General features: G+C 62.6%; 17 protein-coding genes. 3 read left to right on the forward strand and 14 right to left on the reverse strand.

Annotated elements, in window-relative coordinates; genetic code table 11:
- Positions 1-47: 47 nt before the first annotated feature.
- From AC0ZJQ_RS13265 to AC0ZJQ_RS13315, 11 genes are all read right to left on the reverse strand, one after another.
- Positions 48-1034, reverse strand: a complete 987-nt coding sequence (locus AC0ZJQ_RS13265; protein WP_301618560.1) for a DNA polymerase III subunit delta' — start codon at positions 1032-1034, stop codon at positions 48-50.
- The gene (gene tmk, locus AC0ZJQ_RS13270; protein WP_237264179.1) at positions 1027-1659 is read right to left on the reverse strand and encodes a dTMP kinase; all 633 of its coding nucleotides are present in this window, start codon (positions 1657-1659) and stop codon (positions 1027-1029) included. The genes AC0ZJQ_RS13265 and tmk overlap by 8 nt, the downstream gene beginning before the upstream one ends.
- Positions 1656-2723 (reverse strand): endolytic transglycosylase MltG, encoded by a 1068-nt coding sequence (mltG, locus tag AC0ZJQ_RS13275; RefSeq protein WP_165595115.1) that lies wholly within the window; start codon positions 2721-2723, stop codon positions 1656-1658. Before mltG ends, tmk begins: the two co-directional genes overlap by 4 nt.
- Entirely contained in the window at positions 2720-3541 is an 822-nt protein-coding gene (pabC, locus tag AC0ZJQ_RS13280; RefSeq protein ID WP_301618565.1) for an aminodeoxychorismate lyase, read from the reverse strand. The genes mltG and pabC overlap by 4 nt, the downstream gene beginning before the upstream one ends.
- Positions 3538-4782 (reverse strand): beta-ketoacyl-ACP synthase II, encoded by a 1245-nt coding sequence (gene fabF / locus AC0ZJQ_RS13285; protein WP_178091584.1) that lies wholly within the window; start codon positions 4780-4782, stop codon positions 3538-3540. The genes pabC and fabF overlap by 4 nt, the downstream gene beginning before the upstream one ends.
- Before the next feature lie 178 nt (positions 4783-4960).
- On the reverse strand, positions 4961-5197 hold the full coding sequence (gene acpP / locus AC0ZJQ_RS13290; RefSeq protein WP_003283670.1) for an acyl carrier protein: 237 nt from the start codon (positions 5195-5197) through the stop codon (positions 4961-4963).
- 190 nt (positions 5198-5387) lie between these two features.
- The gene (gene fabG / locus AC0ZJQ_RS13295; protein WP_043299393.1) at positions 5388-6131 is read right to left on the reverse strand and encodes a 3-oxoacyl-ACP reductase FabG; all 744 of its coding nucleotides are present in this window, start codon (positions 6129-6131) and stop codon (positions 5388-5390) included.
- A gap of 14 nt (positions 6132-6145) precedes the next feature.
- The gene (fabD, locus tag AC0ZJQ_RS13300) at positions 6146-7084 is read right to left on the reverse strand and encodes an ACP S-malonyltransferase (RefSeq protein WP_237264174.1); all 939 of its coding nucleotides are present in this window, start codon (positions 7082-7084) and stop codon (positions 6146-6148) included.
- A 63-nt stretch (positions 7085-7147) separates the two neighbouring features.
- Positions 7148-8197 (reverse strand): phosphate acyltransferase PlsX, encoded by a 1050-nt coding sequence (plsX, locus tag AC0ZJQ_RS13305; RefSeq protein ID WP_167137175.1) that lies wholly within the window; start codon positions 8195-8197, stop codon positions 7148-7150.
- A gap of 3 nt (positions 8198-8200) precedes the next feature.
- Positions 8201-8383 carry a 50S ribosomal protein L32 gene (gene rpmF, locus AC0ZJQ_RS13310; protein ID WP_008570655.1) on the reverse strand — a complete coding sequence of 61 codons (183 nt, stop codon included), beginning with the start codon at positions 8381-8383 and terminating at the stop codon, positions 8201-8203.
- Between the two features lie 12 nt (positions 8384-8395).
- Positions 8396-8923 (reverse strand): YceD family protein, encoded by a 528-nt coding sequence (locus tag AC0ZJQ_RS13315; protein ID WP_008570657.1) that lies wholly within the window; start codon positions 8921-8923, stop codon positions 8396-8398.
- A gap of 103 nt (positions 8924-9026) precedes the next feature.
- Between AC0ZJQ_RS13315 and AC0ZJQ_RS13320 the strand changes: the two genes are divergently transcribed.
- Positions 9027-9605, forward strand: coding sequence for a Maf family protein (locus AC0ZJQ_RS13320; RefSeq protein WP_237264172.1), 579 nt, complete (start codon positions 9027-9029; stop codon positions 9603-9605).
- Between the two features lie 11 nt (positions 9606-9616).
- Here AC0ZJQ_RS13320 and sppA read toward each other — a convergent pair whose 3' ends face one another.
- The 3 genes from sppA to rluC are packed head-to-tail and all read right to left on the reverse strand — an operon-like array spanning position 9617 to position 12222.
- Positions 9617-10600, reverse strand: a complete 984-nt coding sequence (gene sppA / locus AC0ZJQ_RS13325) for a signal peptide peptidase SppA (protein ID WP_167137183.1) — start codon at positions 10598-10600, stop codon at positions 9617-9619.
- Positions 10590-11276, reverse strand: coding sequence for an HAD-IA family hydrolase (locus AC0ZJQ_RS13330; RefSeq protein WP_237264170.1), 687 nt, complete (start codon positions 11274-11276; stop codon positions 10590-10592). Before AC0ZJQ_RS13330 ends, sppA begins: the two co-directional genes overlap by 11 nt.
- Positions 11269-12222 (reverse strand): 23S rRNA pseudouridine(955/2504/2580) synthase RluC, encoded by a 954-nt coding sequence (gene rluC, locus AC0ZJQ_RS13335; RefSeq protein WP_314019391.1) that lies wholly within the window; start codon positions 12220-12222, stop codon positions 11269-11271. The genes AC0ZJQ_RS13330 and rluC overlap by 8 nt, the downstream gene beginning before the upstream one ends.
- Positions 12223-12780: 558 nt before the next feature.
- Between rluC and rne the strand changes: the two genes are divergently transcribed.
- Together rne and AC0ZJQ_RS13345 are read left to right on the forward strand one after the other, a co-directional pair.
- Complete coding sequence (gene rne, locus AC0ZJQ_RS13340; RefSeq protein WP_476476788.1) at positions 12781-15804, forward strand: ribonuclease E; 3024 nt, start codon at positions 12781-12783, stop codon at positions 15802-15804.
- Between the two features lie 157 nt (positions 15805-15961).
- A complete protein-coding gene (locus AC0ZJQ_RS13345) occupies positions 15962-17566 on the forward strand; it encodes an FMN-binding glutamate synthase family protein (RefSeq protein WP_476476789.1) in 1605 nt (534 codons plus the stop codon).
- Positions 17567-17570: the final 4 nt, after the last annotated feature.

Genomic DNA, 17570 nt, shown 5'->3' on the forward strand with positions numbered 1-17570 from the left:
TTTCCTAGGATTGTTGACGCTCCGGCGCAAGCCGCGTCCGGTGGATTCTAGCGTGCCGCTGGCAGGCTTGCCCATTGCACCAGCAATGCTTCGAGAAGCAGGACACGATTGAGGTTGGCCTTGCCGAGCACCTTGTGCCGCTGTGCCAGCAACCAGTCCTGCAACGCCATGACGTTTTCGCGCGAAGCTTTCTGGCCGAGGTACTGCAAGACCTTGTTCATATCGGCAGCGCCGAGCGCGGCTTCATCACCGGTCATCTGATAGCGAAGAATCAGGTGTGCCCATTCGCAAAACCAGTCGAATAGCAGCCCCAACGGCAAGGCATTCCAGCTTTCCGCCAGCTGGCTCGGCGACTGCTGCGCCTTGTGCAGCTTCTTCACACCCTCGACCACCTGCGCCCGCAGCTCCAGCACCGATTGCCCGTGCAGCTTCGCTGCCAGCAGCGGAGAGCCACCGGCAAGCGCAAGCAACTCCTCGCGCAGTTCGGCGGCCAGTTCGGGCAGCTGACTCGCCAGCCATTCGAGGCTTTGCTGGTGGGATGGCAGTGGACAGGCCTGTTGCACGCAACGACTCTTGATGGTCGGTAACAGGCGACTTGGCTGGTGGCTGACCAGCAGCAGAATCGTCTCGCCCGAGGGTTCTTCCAGACTTTTGAGCAAGGCGTTGGCGGCGTTCAGATTCATCGCCTCGACGGGCTCGAGCAGCACTATCTTGCGCCCGCCGAGCTGCGCCGTCTGCGTAACGAAACCGACCAGATCGCGCACCTGATCGACACGGATCGCCTTGTCGACTTCTTCCGGCTCGAGCACGTAGTAATCCGGATGCGTATGTGCCGCCAGCAACAGACAGGCCTTGCAACGGCCGCAGGCGCCCGCCGCGGAGGGGTTCTGGCAGAGCAGAGACGCCGCGAACTGTTCGGCGAGCATCCGCTTGCCAATGCCGCGCGGACCGTGCAGCAGGTAGGCATGAGCGTGTTGCGCGCGCCCCGCCAGTTGTTGCCAGAGCCCACGTTGCCAGGCCAGAACCTCACCCATCGAAGCGCCCCAGCAATTCGGGGACGAGAAGATCGATGGCCTGCTGCACTCGGATCAGAGGCTGCGCCGCATCGATCACGCGATAGCGCGCTGGGCTGGCATGCGCGCGCGCAAGATAAGCCTGGCGCACCGCCTCGAAGAATCGCAGCCCTTCCTGCTCGAAGCGATCCAGTCGGCCACGCGCAGCGGCGCGGCTGAGCCCGATCTCGACCGGCAGATCGAAGATCAGCGTCAAATCCGGTCGCAGATCGCCCTGGACGAAGTTCTCGAGTTGGGCAATCCGCTCCACCGATAAGCCACGGCCGCCCCCCTGATAGGCATAGGTCGCATCCGTGAAGCGGTCGCAGAGCACCACGGCGCCACGCTGTAACGCAGGGCGGATCACTTGTGCCAGATGCTGGGCGCGCGCAGCGAAGACCAGCAACAGCTCGGTATCGTCTGCCATCGGCTCATCGGCCGGCGTCAGCAGCAGCTCACGAATCCGCTCCGCCAGCGGCGTACCACCGGGTTCGCGGGTAAGCACCACATCCAGCCCGCGAGCGCGCAGCCGCTCGGCCAGATATTCGCGATTGGTGCTCTTGCCGGCGCCTTCCGGCCCTTCCAGGGTGATGAAAAGTCCTGTCACTGTGCTTGCTCGCTGGTGCTCGGGGCCGGTTGAGGTGCCGGGCTGGACCGATAGTCGGCACGCCGGTTGAGTTGATACTGACGTACCGCGCGATTGTGCTCGTCGAGGGTGTCGCTAAAGACGTGGCTACCATCGCCGCGCGCGACGAAGTAGAGACTGCGCCCCTCCTTCGGATGCAGCGCGGCGTGAATCGCCTCGCGCCCGACCATCGCAATCGGCGTCGGCGGCAGACCGGCGGTGGTATACGTGTTGTAAGGCGTCGGCCGGCGCAGGTCGTTGCGGCTGATGCGTCCGCGATAGCTCTCGCCCATGCCATAGATCACCGTGGGATCGGTCTGCAGCAGCATGCCGCGTGCGAGGCGACGCACGAATACGCCGGCGATTTCGCCGCGCTCCTGCGGCACTCCGGTTTCCTTCTCGATGATCGAGGCCATGATCAACGCCTGATAGGCGTCCTGGTAAGGCAGTCCTTGCGCGCGCTGCTGCCATTCTTCCGCGAGCACCTGCTCCAGGCGCGTGTAGGCTTGTTTCAGCAAGTCGAGGTCGCTGGTACCCCGGGTAAAACGATAGGTATCGGGAAAGAAGCGTCCCTCAGGATGCAGGTCGGGCTGCCCCAGACGCGCCATGACCTCTGCATCCGCAAGCCCTTGCAGGGTCTGCTGCAGTTTCGGCTGCGCCTGGAGGGCAGCGCGCAGCTGACGGAAATTCCAGCCCTCTACCAGGGTGAGGCTGTACTGCTCCACCTCGCCGCGCTGCCAGAGCCCGATCAGGTCGCGCGCGCTCATGCCGGGCGTCAGCCTGTATTCGCCGCTGTGCAGGCTTTGACCGGACAGGTTTAACCGCCAGTAAACACGCAGCCAGAACGAATCACGCAACAAGCCCTGCGTCTCCAACCGCTGGAATACGCCACTGGGCGTGTCGCCGGGCTGGACGTCGAGCAACTGCAGCTCCTCCAGCGCCAACGGCTGTTCCAGCGCGGAGTACTGCTTCCAGGCAAACAGTCCGAGGCCGGCGAGCGCCAGCAACGCGACCAGCCCAAGCGAAATGAGAAGTTTACGAATCACGAGACACTCGACAGGTCGGCTATGGCCGCTTGCAGTTTACGGGTCAGAACACCCACCGGCCAGGTATGCCCGGCCAGCGCCACCACCGGCCAGATGCCGTAGAGACTATTGCAAAGTAACACCTCATCGGCCGCCAGCAGCTCCTCGTACGTCAGGTCGCGCATTACCACCGCAACTCCTAGTTGCTGCGCGCGTTCGATGAGTTCCGCACGCATCACTCCAGCGACACCACAGCGCTGCAACGCTGCGGTGAGCAATACACCGTCACGCACGATAAACAGATTGCTGAAGACACCCTCGATCACCCGTCCCGAGCTATCGCGCATCAACCCCTCGGCATGGGCCGAATCCTGCCACTCGGCCCGGGCCAGAACCTGCTCCAGACGATTGAGGTGCTTGAGCCCCGCCAGCAGCGGTTGCTCGGCAAGCCGCGTCGCGCAGGGAAACAGACGTACGCCTGTCTGCCCGTTCTGTACCGGATAGGCCGGCAGTGACGAGGCGAGCAGCAGGCGCCGCGGAGAGCAGGGATGCGGAGGTGCATAGCCGCGGCGGCCGGCACCACGGGTGACCGTAAGTTTGGCCACTCCAGTGTCGAGTTCACCGCAGAATGCCAGTAGCTCTGCTCTGACAAGCGGCAGATCGAGAGGGATAGCCAGCCGCCGACAACCCTCGTCCAGCCGCTGCAGATGACGTTCGAGCAACTGCGGCTTGCCGCGCACGACCTTGATCGTTTCGAACAGGCCGTCGCCATAGGCCAGGCCGCGATCATCGACGGGCAGCCCGGTAGCAGGCTGTCCGTCGATCCAGCAGGGTTTCACTCAGCGAACCGGCGGAACACCAGCGAGCCGTTGGTGCCGCCAAAACCGAACGAGTTGGAAATCGTCACATCGATGGGCATCGGCTTCGCCTGGTGTGGCACGAAGTCCAGATCACAGCCCTCGTCCGGCTCATCCAGATTGATGGTCGGCGGCGCCACCTGATCACGAATCGCCAGCACACTGAAAATCGCCTCGACCGCGCCAGCCGCCCCCAACAGGTGACCAACCATCGATTTGGTCGAGCTCACGGACAGCTTGTATGCATGATCGCCGAACACGCTGCGTATCGCCGCTGCCTCGGCCTTGTCTCCTGCCGGAGTAGAGGTGCCATGAGCGTTGATGTACTGCACCTCGGCGGCGTTGAGCCGGGCATCGTTCAATGCATTGCGGATACAGCGTGCCGCACCAGCGCCGTCGTCCGGCGGCGAGGTCATGTGGAACGCGTCAGCGCTCATGCCGAAACCGATCAGCTCCGCATAGATGTGCGCACCGCGCGCTTTGGCATGCTCCAGCTCCTCGAGCACCAGCGCGCCGGCACCATCGGACAGCACGAAGCCATCACGCTGCCGATCCCATGGGCGGCTGGCGGCGGCAGGATCATCGTTACGCGTCGACAGCGCGCGCGCCGCGGCAAACCCGCCAATGCCCAGACCGCTAGCCGCCATCTCGGAACCGCCGGCAACCATTACATCCGCTTCACCGTAGGCGATGTTGCGCGCCGCCATGCCGATGCAGTGAGTGCCCGTAGTGCACGCCGTAGCAATCGCGTAGTTCGGCCCCTGCAACCCCAGGTGGATGGACAGGAAACCGGACACCATGTTGATGATCGAGCCGGGAACGAAAAACGGCGAGATACGCCGCGGCCCCTGCTCGATCAGCGCTTTGCAGCTGTTCTCGATATTGGTCAGCCCGCCAATGCCGGAGCCCATGACGACGCCGATACGCTCGCGGTTGGCGTCGGTAATTTCCAGACCGGAATCACGAACGGCCTGGAAGCTGGCTGCAAGGCCGTACTGGATGAACAGGTCGAGCTTGCGTGCCTCCTTGGCCGGCAGGTACTGCTCAACCTCGAAGCCCTTGATCGAACCGCCAAAACGCGTGGAATAGGCGGAAAGATCCATGTGCTCAAGCAGGCCGATGCCGCTGCGGCCGGCCAGGATACCCTGCCAGCTGCTCGGCACATCGTTGCCCAGCGGCGATAGCATGCCCATACCGGTAACCACGACGCGTCTACGCGACACAGCAATTCTCCTATACCTTGACGTTTGGCTCAGCTCCCGCCGGTAATCCGATGAGCGCGGGAACACTCACGGCTGCAGCGAACATGCATCGCTGCACCGCGAATCGACTCTCAAAGAAAAGCCGCACTACCTCGTGCAAGGCAGTGCGGCTTTCCTAGTTCCGAAGCAGGATTACAACTTACTGCGCGTGCGCGTTGATGTAATCGATGGCTTCCTGAACGGTGGTGATCTTCTCAGCTTGCTCGTCCGGAATCTCGGTCTCGAATTCCTCTTCCAGAGCCATCACCAGCTCGACGGTGTCAAGAGAGTCGGCACCCAGGTCTTCGACGAAGGAAGCGCTGTTGGTAACTTCCTCTTCTTTAACGCCAAGTTGCTCGGCAACGATTTTCTTGACGCGTTCTTCGATGGTGCTCATACCTTGTTTTCACTCCTATGGAAAAAGCAGGCAGCTGGTCTGCGCGGTAGTGTATAGAAAGCGTTTTCCGCATTTCAAGCTGAAAGCGGGCAAGCATGAACCCACTTCCAACCATCTGTCTATAAACGTTTCGCAGCTTATAGCGATTAAAACAGCCATTATGACTGCCGAGTCACGCCCGGCGTCACATTCAACTCATGTACATGCCGCCGTTCACCGGAACCGTGGCACCGGTGACATAGGCAGCGCCATCCGAAGCCAGAAAGGCAACGACCTTGGCGATTTCCTCAGCCTGACCGAGACGACCCAGCGGGATCTGTCCCAGCAAGGCGTCACGCTGGGCCTCCGGCAACTCACGCGTCATATCGGTATCGATGAAGCCCGGCGCCACGGAGTTGACCGTAATGCCCCGCGATCCCACCTCACGCGCCAGGGCACGACTGAATCCTTCGAGGCCGGCTTTGGCGGCGGCGTAGTTTACCTGCCCCGCGTTACCCATTGCACCCACCACCGAACCGATGTTGATGATGCGCCCCCAACGCGCCTTGGTCATGCCGCGCAGCACGGCCTTGCTAAGACGGTACAAGCTGTTGAGGTTGGTGTTGATGACGTCGAACCACTCATCATCCTTCATCCGCAGCATCAGATTGTCGCGTGTGATCCCGGCGTTATTGACCAGAATGGCCGGCTGCCCAAGATGTTGCTGAATGTGTTCAAGTGTACTGGCGACTGATTCGTCATTGCCGACGTCGAGCACCAGGCCGGCGCCTTCGATGCCATTCGCCTTCAGGGTTTCGGCGATGCGCTCGGCACCTGACGGTGTGGTGGCCGTGCCGATAACGATGGCGCCCTGGCGCCCCAGCTCCAGGGCGATGGCCTGGCCGATACCACGGCTAGCGCCAGTGACCAGCGCCACCTTGCCTTGCAGATTCATAGCATTCTCCTTGATCAGGCCAGCGCAGCGCGGGTGGCGGCGAAGGCTTCTGGGGTGTCGAGGTTGTAGGTGTTGATGCCCTTCACGCAGCGCTTATTCAGCCCGGACAGCACCTTGCCGGGGCCGCACTCGACCAGATCCGCCACGCCGCGCTCGCTGAGCGCAACCATCGACTCGACCCAGCGCACCGGACTGTAGAGCTGAGCCAGGAGATCGCGCTGAAGCGTTTGCAGATCGGCGACGACCGCTGCGCTGACATTCTGGACCAGCGGAATCTGCGGCGCCTGCCAGGCCACAGCGGCAACCGCATCTGCGAAGCGCTCGGCCGCGGGCCGCATCAACTCACAATGCGAAGGCACACTCACGGGCAGCGCCATCGCACGCTTGGCGCCACGTGCCTTGCAGGCCTCGATGGCGCGTTCGACGGCGGCCGCATTGCCGGCGATCACAACCTGCCCGGGAGCGTTGAAGTTCACTGCACTGACGATTTCGCCCTGCGCCGCCTCGGCACAGGCCGCCAGCACGTCGGCGTCTTCGAGCCCCAGAATCGCCGCCATTCCACCCATACCAGCCGGCACCGCCTGCTGCATCAACTGGCCACGCAGTTCGACCAGTTTCACCGCTTCGGCGAACGGCAAACTACCCGCGGCGACCAACGCGGAATACTCACCGAGGCTGTGCCCAGCGACGAAGGCGGGACGTGCGCCGCCCTCGGCCAGCCACAGACGCCACAGCGCCACCGATGCAGCCAGGATGGCCGGCTGGGTCTTGTCGGTCTGATTCAGTTGCTCTTCCGGACCCTGCTGGATCAATGCCCAGATGTCATAGCCGAGCGCCGCCGAGGCCTCAGCGAACGTGTCGATGACAAGGCTCTGCTGGGCGCCCAACTCGGCGAGCATGCCGAGCGACTGCGAGCCCTGACCAGGAAAGACGAAAGCGAATGATGCGGACATGAAGCAGCTCTCTTATGGTTCTGTTCGTCTGATACGCGCACCTGTGGGCAGGCGTCGCGAATCTCAGTTGGATGGTCGACTACCGGACGCAGTCACATTGTCCGGCCCCAGCCCCTGCGCCAAGCGCTCGCGCAAATGTCCAGGCAGATCATGCTGGATATCTTCCGCCGCACGCAGGATAGCCGACCTGAAGCCAGCCTCCCCCGCGCTGCCATGACTCTTTACCACAACCCCCTGAAGGCCTAGGAAACTGGCGCCGTTGTAGCGTGATGGCCGCAGCTCCGTGCGCAACTGACGCAGCATCGGCAGAGCCAGCCCGCCAATGATGCGCGCCGCTAGCGACCGCCGGAAAAGCGCCTCCACCCTGGCGATCACCATCTCCGCCAGTCCCTCACTGGACTTGAGCAAAACATTGCCGACGAAGCCGTCGCACACCACGACATCCGCTTCGCCGCGGTACAGACCATCACCTTCGATGAAGCCGATGAAGTTGAGCCCCTGCGTCTGTCTCAACAACGTGGCAGCAAGCTTGACCTGCTGGTTACCCTTGATCTCTTCGACCCCGATGTTCAGCAGGGCGACGCGGGGTCGATCGATACCCAAAGCCTGTGCAGCAACTGACCCCATGAGCGCAAACTGCTGCAACTGCTCGGCAGTGCAATCGACGTTTGCCCCAAGATCAAGCAGTAAACAGGGATTTGCGCACGTCGGGATGGCAGTAACCATCGCGGGGCGATCGATGCCCGGCAGAGTTTTCAGCACCTGCCGCGCCAAGGCCATCAGCGCACCGGTATTGCCAGCACTGACACAGGCCTGCGCCTGCCCGTCGCGCACGAGCTCCAGCGCAACATGCATTGATGATTGCGATCTGCCACGCAGGACCTGCGCCGGACGCTCGGCCATGCCGATAACGTCCTCGGCGTCGACGATCTGCAGACGTGCGTGATCGACCGATGAGTGCTCGGCGATGAGGCGTTCCAAGAGTGAAGATTGGCCGACAAGAGCCAGATGCAGCGAGGGGGAGTCAGCCAGACAGGACAGACTGGCCGGAACAATGCAACGGGGACCGAAGTCCCCGCCCATTGCGTCGATCGCGATGACCGGAGCGGACAAGGATTACTCGTCAGCGCCCTTGTCGATCACCTTGCGACCACGGTAGAAACCGTCCGGAGAAACGTGGTGACGCAGGTGAACTTCACCAGTGCTCTTTTCCACGGACAGAGCGTTCGCCTGCAGAGCATCGTGGGAACGACGCATGTCGCGAGCGGAACGGGATTTTTTGTTCTGCTGAACAGCCATTTGGATCAACTCCTAAACGTTTGGGTCACGCTTTAACTGCGCCAGTACGCTGAACGGGTTGGACCGCGTTACCTCGTCCTCACTCGGCTCAGGCTCGTCTGGCCCAACCGGCGGCTGGCAAATTTCAGGGTCATGGAGTGGAACAATCGGCAGAGCGAGCAACAGCTCGTCTTCGACCAGCGCCAGCAGATCCAACGGATCTTCTCCCACTTCCAGCACGTCATAGCCCTTGGGCAGGTGCTGGCTGCTCGCCCCCTCATTGACAACGGCGTAGTCGCATTCGCTGTGAATGGGCAAAACAACCGGCTCCAGACAACGCTGGCAAATCATCTTGACGTCAACATCGAGCTGGCTATGGATAACCACAGTACGCTGCTCGTCGCGCCCGAATGCAAAACTGGCACGCACCACACCCTGATCGTCTTCAAGAGACTCAGCGAGTCGCTGAAGCTGCGATAGGCTCAGCTCGCCCTGCAGGCTAGCCGCCCGATCAGCAAGCTTGCGCGGATCAATGTGCGGAGGTATCGGTCCTTTCAACATAAGCGCGGCATTCTATGGATGCGCCCCATGACTGTCAAAGGAATTCAGCCCGCTGGCCGCACCGGGCACATAGAATTGCGCACCCATATAAAAGGAGGGACACATGCGCCGACTACTGCTTGCTTCGAGCTCCAGATACCGGCAGGAACTGCTTTCACGCCTGCGGCTACCTTTCACAAGCTGCGCCCCAGCCATTGACGAAACCCCACATCTTGGCGAATCAGCCGAACAACTGGTGTGTCGCCTGGCCGCGCAAAAGGCACAAGCACTCGCCGAAACCCACCCCGATCATCTGATCATCGGCTCCGATCAGGTAGCAACACTGGGCGACAGCATCCTCGGCAAACCCCACACATTCGAAAGAGCCAGACTTCAGCTGCAGGCCGCCAGCGGCGCCACTGTGCGCTTTCTCACCGGTCTGGCCCTACTCAATAGCCGCAGCGGGCGTATTCAGATCGACTGCGTTCCATTCACCGTACACTTCCGCGAACTGGACGACGCTCGCATCAAGCGATATCTGCAGATCGAGCAACCCTACGATTGCGCCGGCAGCTTCAAGGCCGAGGGCCTGGGCATCAGCCTGTTCCGCGCCACCGAGGGTGCTGACGTTACCAGCCTCGTAGGCCTACCCCTGATTCGCCTGGTGGACATGCTTCTGGCCGAGGGCGTGGAAGTACCCTGACGCGCGGCCACCTAGCGCAACGCAGGCCCCTGCAGACCGACCAGCAGCGCGAGCCGCTCGGCAACGCCCGCGCCAAGCTTCTTGGTGAAACGGTCAATCGGCGATTCCTTCACCGTGAAGTCGACCAACTCTGGCTCGCCGATCACGTCACGCGCCACATGCGCCGTACTACCCAGGCCATCGATCAGACCAAGCTCCAGCGCCTGCTCGCCCGACCAGACCAAGCCCGAGAACAGCTCGGGATGCTCAGCCACCTGCAGGCGATCACCGCGCCCACGCTTGACGCTATCGATAAACTGTCGGTGCGTAGTCGCCAGCACCTCACGCCAGAACTCAGTTTCCTCCGGTTTCTGCGGCTGGAACGGATCGAGGAATGCCTTGTGCTCGCCCGAGGTGTAGACGCGCCGCTCCACGCCCAGCTTCTGCATGACCTCGACGAAACCGAAAGTCGCCGCCGTCACGCCAATAGAACCAACCAGACTCGACTTGTCCGCATAGATCTCGTCCGCTGCGCTGGCGATGTAGTAAGCGCCGGACGCTCCCAGATCGGTAATCACCGCATAAACCTTGATGGCCGGGTACTCGCCACGCAACCGGCGAATCTCGTCGTAAACGTACCCCGACTGTACCGGGCTACCGCCTGGACTATTGATACGCAGAACGATGCCCTTGGTATTCGTATCCTCGAACGCAGCACGCAAAGCACCAACGATATTGTCAGCGCTAGCGGACTCCTCGTCGGCAATCATGCCGCGCACATTGATGACCGCGGTATGGCTTTCGCGCGCAGCCTTATCCTTGCCGAACTGCCACGCCGGCGAAAACACCATCAGCGCGCCGAACAGATAAATGAAGGTCAGCAGTTTGAAGAAGATGCCCCAGCGCCTGGCGCGCCGCTGCTCCTGAATACCTGCCTGCAACGTTTTTTCCAGCAGCTTCCAGCTACTGCGCTCGTCACGCCCCTCGTTCATCGGCGCCTTCCATTCATCCGACATGCTCATTCACCTCTGTACTTTGTTGCTCACCCAACCAGGTGACCAGCTCTGCAAAACGATTGATCACCAGCCGCGGACCGTGCGTCTGAAGCTTCTCCACCGGCTGCGCACCGTAAGCGACCGCCACGCTATCGACCCCGGCGCGCTGCGCCATCTGCAGGTCGAACACCGAGTCACCGATCATCAGCGCCTGCTCCGGGCGCATGCCGCAATGCGCAAGAATCTCCTCGATCATCAGTGGATCAGGCTTACCCGCCGTCTCGTCGGCGCAGCGCGTGACATCGAAAAATTCCGTCCAGCCCTGCCCGGCCAGCACTCGGTCCAGCCCCTTACGCCCCTTGCCCGTGGCGACAGCCAACAGGTGCCCGCGCTTGCGAAATTCCTGCAACGCGTTTGCAACCCCGGGATAGAGGGTCGAAGGCTGCGCCTCGAGGGCCAGATAATGCTCGCTGTAGCGTCGACGAAATTCGTCGATCAGAACGGGATCATCGATATGCGGATACAACGTGGAAATCGCATCCGCCAGCGCAAGGCCGATGATGGCCTTGATGGAAACATCGTCGCGTGGCGGCAGATCGAAAGCACGCGCAGCCACCCGCACCGACTCGACGATACGCCCGATGGAGTCGACCAGCGTGCCATCCCAATCGAAGATCAGCAGCTCGTATCTACTCACCGAGCCTCTCCAGCGTCCGCGTCCAGACTTCGTCCACAGGCGCTTCCAGCGCCAGCTCGCCGCCATCCGGCAACGGCACCCGCAGCGCATAGGCATGCAAAAACAGCCGCTTGCCGCCAAGTTCACGAATCTCGCGGGTGAACTCTTCATCGCCGTACTTGCTGTCACCGGCGATGCTATGCCCGGCGTGCCTGGCATGCACGCGGATCTGATGGGTGCGCCCAGTCACCGGCCGGGCCTCGACGAGCGTCGCGAAGTCACCAAAGCGACGCAGCACGCGGAACAGCGTCAGCGCCTCCTTGCCATCCTCGGTCACCTCGACCATGCGCTCGCCAGAGCGCAACGTATTCTTCAGCAGCGGCGCGTTCACCTGCTTCTTGGAGGTTTCCCATCGACCACGCACCAGTGCCATGTAGCGTTTGTCCACACCATCGCCGCGCAGCGCCTGATGCAGATGGCGCAGCATGCTGCGCTTCTTCGCGATCATCAGCAGCCCGGAGGTATCACGATCCAGACGATGCACCAGCTCGAGCTCCTTGGCATCCGGTCGCAACTGGCGCAAGGCCTCGATCACGCCGTAACTGAGTCCGCTGCCGCCATGCACCGCGATGCCGGCCGGCTTGTTCAGCACGATGAGCGCTTTATCCTCATAGACGATTGCCGCCTCGAGCCGCTCGAGCAGGCCCTGTGCCAACGGCTCGGGCTCGTCGCGTTCGGCCAGGCGCAGCGGCGGGACGCGCACCAGATCGCCCGCCTGCAGCTTGTATTCGGGTTTGACCCGCCCCTTGTTCACCCGCACCTCGCCTTTGCGCAGGATGCGGTAGATCAGCGTCTTGGGAACGCCTCTTAGCTGGGTGCGGAGAAAATTGTCGATGCGCTGGCCGGCAAGTTCCGGCGCGACCTCGAGCATTTGCACGCCGGAGGTCTGGGAGGGGGTATTGGTCATCGCGAGATCATATCAATTTTCATGGAATTGAAGCACTTAAACATTGCTGCTATAGTCGCGAACGCCGCCAAAAGCGGCCAGATCATGGAATGCAGCGATATCGCCAACCTTGATCGGAAAAAATGTTCGAGGACGTGAGGCTGTCCGGCGCATCTTCCCAATATGGTGAGGATACGAAACAAGCCTTGAAGACATGATGCGTGCCCCCAGGTTGGGGAATCGCGACAATCGACAACCCGCTCCCCGGATTCTGCGAGCGGCACCCGATTTTCGAAGTATGCGTGTTGGGTGGAGATGCACAGCATCGGATTTGCGTAGCAAGGGCTTTCACAGACGCTTCATCAATCGTCCGCTACCGATGTCTGATTCCTCCTCCCCAAGCATTTGCTGCTGTTCCGACAGCAAAGCAGGAGACGTCGTCGCGACGCCGGCCCATCTGGCCGCTCATCGCTGGACACTGGAGTGCCTTACAACCATTCCTGACTCACCTGACACCGACCGCGAGAGTCGTGTGTGCCGAACGCCGTTTCCTGACGCCACGGAAACCGACGGTACTACATGAAAAGAATGCTAATTAACGCAACTCAGCCCGAAGAGTTGCGTGTCGCACTGGTTGATGGCCAACGGCTGTTCGACCTGGACATCGAGTCCGGTGCACGCGAACAGAAAAAAGCCAACATCTACAAGGGCAAAATCACCCGCGTAGAACCCAGCCTGGAAGCTGCCTTCGTCGATTTCGGCGCCGAGCGCCACGGCTTCCTCCCACTCAAGGAAATCTCCCGCGAGTACTTCTCCAAAGCCCCCGAAGGCCGCGTCAACATCAAGGAAGTACTGAAGGAAGGTCAGGAAGTCATCGTCCAGGTCGAAAAGGAAGAGCGCGGCAACAAGGGCGCAGCACTGACCACCTTCATCAGCCTCGCCGGCCGCTATCTGGTACTGATGCCTAACAACCCGCGCGCGGGTGGTATCTCCCGCCGTATCGAAGGCGAAGAGCGTAACGAACTGCGTGAAGCGCTCAACGGCATCAACGTGCCGGCCGACATGGGTCTGATCGTTCGTACCGCCGGCCTGGGCCGCTCCAGCGAAGAGCTGCAGTGGGACCTGGACTACCTGCTGCAACTGTGGACCGCCGTCAAGGACGCCTCGCAGGGCCGCGCCGCGCCGTTCCTGATCTACCAGGAATCCAACGTCATCATCCGTGCCATCCGCGACTACCTGCGCCAGGACATCGGCGAAGTGCTGATCGACAGCGTCGAGGCACAGGACGAAGCGCTTTCCTTCATCCAGCAGGTCATGCCGCAGTACGCCAGCAAGATCAAGCTGTACGAAGACTCCGTGCCGCTGTTCAACCGCTTCCAGATCGAAAGCCAGATCGAGACCGCCTTCCAGCGCGAAGTGAAACTGCCGTCCGGCGGCTCCATCGTCATAGACCCAACCGAAGCCCTGGTGTCCATCGACATCAACTCGGCGCGCGCCACCAAGGGCGGCGACATCGAGGAAACTGCGCTGCAGACCAACCTGGAAGCAGCCGAAGAAATCGCCCGCCAGCTGCGCCTGCGCGACATCGGCGGCCTGATCGTCATCGACTTCATCGACATGACCCCGGCGAAAAACCAGCGCGCCGTCGAAGAGAAGATGCGCGAAGCGCTGGAAGCCGACCGCGCGCGCATCCAGGTCGGCCGCATCTCGCGTTTCGGCCTGCTGGAAATGTCCCGTCAGCGCCTGCGTCCGTCGCTCGGCGAGACCAGCGGCATCGTCTGCCCGCGCTGCAACGGCCAGGGCATCATCCGCGACGTCGAATCCCTCTCGCTGGCGATTCTGCGCCTGATCGAGGAAGAAGCACTGAAGGACCGCACCGCCGAGGTTCGCGCCCGCGTGCCGTTCCAGGTCGCCGCCTTCCTGCTCAACGAGAAGCGCAACGCCATCACCAAGATCGAACTGCGCACCCGCGCGCGCATCTTCATCCTGCCGGACGATCACCTGGAAACGCCGCACTTCGAAGTCCAGCGCCTGCGTGACGACAGCCCGGAAATCGCCGCTGGCCACGCCAGCTACGAGATGAGCCACAGCGAAGCCGAGGAAATCCAGCCGGTCAGCTCGACCCGTACGCTGGTGCGCCAGGAGGCCGCGGTCAAGACTGCGCCGCAGCGCAGCACCCCCGCGCCGGTCACCACTGAAGCAACGCCCGTCGAGACGCCAGCCCCTGTCGCCGCTCCCGAACCGAGCCTGTTCAAGGGCCTGATCAAATCGCTGGTCGGCTTGTTCGCTGGCAAGCAGGAAGAGCCGAAGGCTGCCGTCACCACTGAGACCAAGCCGGCCGGCAACCGCACGCCGCGCAATGAAGAGCGCCGCAGCGGGCGTCAGCAGAACCGCCGCCGTGACGGCCGTGGTCGCGACGAGGAACGCGCGCCGCGTGAGGAGCGCAAGCCCCGTGAAGAGCGCCAGCCACGGGAGGAGCGTCAACCGCGCGAAGAACGCCAGCCGCGACCGCCGCGCGACGAGCGCAAGCCCCGCGAGCAGGTAGAAACTGCCGAGGCCCAACCGCGCCGTGAACGCGGCCCGCGTGAGGAACGCCAGCCGCGCGAAGAGCGCAAGCGCGAACTGCGCGCGCCGCTGGATGAAGCCAGCGCACTGGAGACCCCGAGCGAAGAGCTGACCGAACGCAAGCCTCGACCACCGCGCGAGGAGCGCAAGCCGCGCGCCGAGCAGGTACCCAACGAGGAAGAGCTGCAGCAGAACGAGGAAAGCGTCGAGGAGGACCAGGAAACCGCCGACGGCGAGCGTCCCCGTCGCCGCTCCCGCGGTCAGCGCCGCCGCAGCAATCGCCGCGAGCGCCAGCGTGATGCCGATGGCAACGAAATCGCCGAAGCTGGCGAAGACAATGCACCGGTGAAGAGCGAGGACATCGCGGTCGCTGCCACGGCCGCCGCCATCGTTGCGAGCGCCGAAGCGGAGCCGCAGAACGAAGTCTCGCCGGCAGCGGAAGTCGCCACTGCCGAAGAGGCCGAAGCGGTCGTCGAGAGCGCGCCTGTCGCGGAGGAAGCACTGCCGCAAGCAGCGATCGAATACCCGACGGCAACTGTTGAAGAGCAGCCGGTCGTCGCAGCTGAAACCATTACGGAAACGCCGCAAACTGCGGTCATCGAGCCGGCAGCGGAAGTGCCTGCGCCGGTCGAGCCGAGCGTCGAGCAAGCAGCACCGGTAGTCGCGCCGAGTGGTCGTGCACCCAACGATCCGCGTGAGGTTCGCCGCCGTCAGCGTGAAGCCGAGCGTCTTGCGGCACTGGCCGTCGCGGCGCAGGAGCAACCCGAGCAGGAAGCTCCGAGCCTCGCGCAGCAGCCGCTGGCCGCCGCAGAGATCGCCGTGAGCGAGCCAGAGGTTGCCGCACCGCAAACCGAGACGCAGGCAGAGGTGCAGGCATCGGAACAGCCTGAATCGCAAGCAGCCCCGAGCGAACCGGAGCAGACTGTGTCGGCCTACGAGCCAGACGGTGCCGCGGAGCCTGCGCCGGAGCCGGAAGTCGAGCAGGCGCCGCTGCCTGAAGAAGGCGAGCAGGACGACAAGGACAAGCCTCAGGCCTGATCCATGCCAAGACGAGAAAAGGGATGCTTCGGCATCCCTTTTTTCATTCACAGGAGGCGATCGAGCATGGCCCAGCCGACCAAAGCGCAATAGCCGGCATTTCGCCAGCAGCGCACCATCCACGCGCCGTGCGATTCCCGCAAACCCGAGGATGCCGATGAATCTGTCGCTGATGAACCGTTACGCCTTCTACGCGTTCTGCCTGCTATTAACGCTGCTCAGCCTGCCGTGGCTCGAACATGTCTGGGGGCTGACGCTGGTCACGGCATTGCTAAGTGCCATCGGCACGCTGGACCTGCTGCAACCCCGGCAGGCCGTGCGACGCAACTACCCGATCCTCGGTAACTTGCGCTACCTGATCGAGACCATCCGCCCGGAAATCCGCCAGTACCTGCTGGAGAACGACAGCGATCCCCTGCCCTTTTCCCGGGCACAGCGCTCGCTGGTGTACGCCCGCGCGAAGAACGAAGTGGCCGACAAGCCCTTCGGTACCCTCTCTGACGTCTACGGCGCCGGCTTCGAGTTCATCGGTCATTCGATCCGCACGGCGCCGCATAGCGATCCATCAAGCTTTCGCGTCAGCATCGGCGGTCCGCAATGCCGCCAGCCTTACAGCGCGTCGATCTTCAACATATCCGCGATGAGTTTCGGCTCTCTCAGCGCCAACGCGATTCGCGCGCTCAATCGTGGCGCCAAGCTCGGCAACTTCGCCCACGATACCGGCGAAGGCAGCATCAGCCGTTATCACCGCGAGTACGGCGGTGACCTGATCTGGGAACTGGGCAGCGGTTACTTCGGTTGCCGCGACGAACAGGGGCGCTTCGATCCGCAACGCTTCGCCCAGCAGGCGGTGGATCCGCAGGTGAAGATGATCGAGGTGAAACTGAGCCAGGGCGCCAAGCCGGGCCACGGCGGCATTCTGCCGCGACACAAGATCACCGCGGAGATCGCCGCGACACGTGGCGTGCCGATGGACCAGGACTGCGTATCGCCAGCCAGCCACAGCTGCTTCAGCACGCCGCTGGAGCTGCTGGCATTCATCGCCCAGTTGCGCGAGCTGAGTGGCGGCAAGCCGGTGGGCTTCAAGCTGTGCCTCGGCCACCCGTGGGAGTTCATGGCAATCGCCAAGGCCATGCTCAAGTCCGGCATCCTGCCGGATTTCATCGTAATCGATGGCAAGGAAGGCGGCACTGGTGCGGCACCGCTGGAGTTCACCAATCACATCGGCGTACCGCTTCGCGAAGGCCTGCTGTTCGTGCACAACACGCTCGTCGGCCTGAATCTGCGCGAACACATCAAGCTGGGCGCCAGCGGCAAGATCGTCAGTGCCTTCGATATCGCCAGCGTGCTGGCCATCGGTGCCGACTGGGCCAACTCGGCGCGTGGTTTCATGTTCGCCATCGGCTGCATCCAATCGCAGTCGTGCCACACCAACAAGTGCCCCACCGGCGTGGCCACCCAGGACCCGCTGCGCCAGCGCGCACTGGTGGTGCCGGACAAGGCGGAGCGAGTGCACAACTTCCATCGCAATACGCTCAAGGCGCTAGCCGAGATGCTCGCCGCGGCCGGGCTGTCGCATCCGAGCGAACTGGAGGCCAAGCATCTGGTGCGCCGGATGTCAGCCACCGAGATCAAGCTCTTCTCTCAGCTACACACTTTCCTCGCCCCCGGGGAACTGCTGGCCGAAAACCTGCAGGGCGACTTCTATCCGCGGATGTGGCGAATGGCGCAGGCGGATAGCTTCGAGCCGAAAATCGCGTGACGCG

Source organism: Stutzerimonas sp. 21-1, assembly GCF_056336065.1.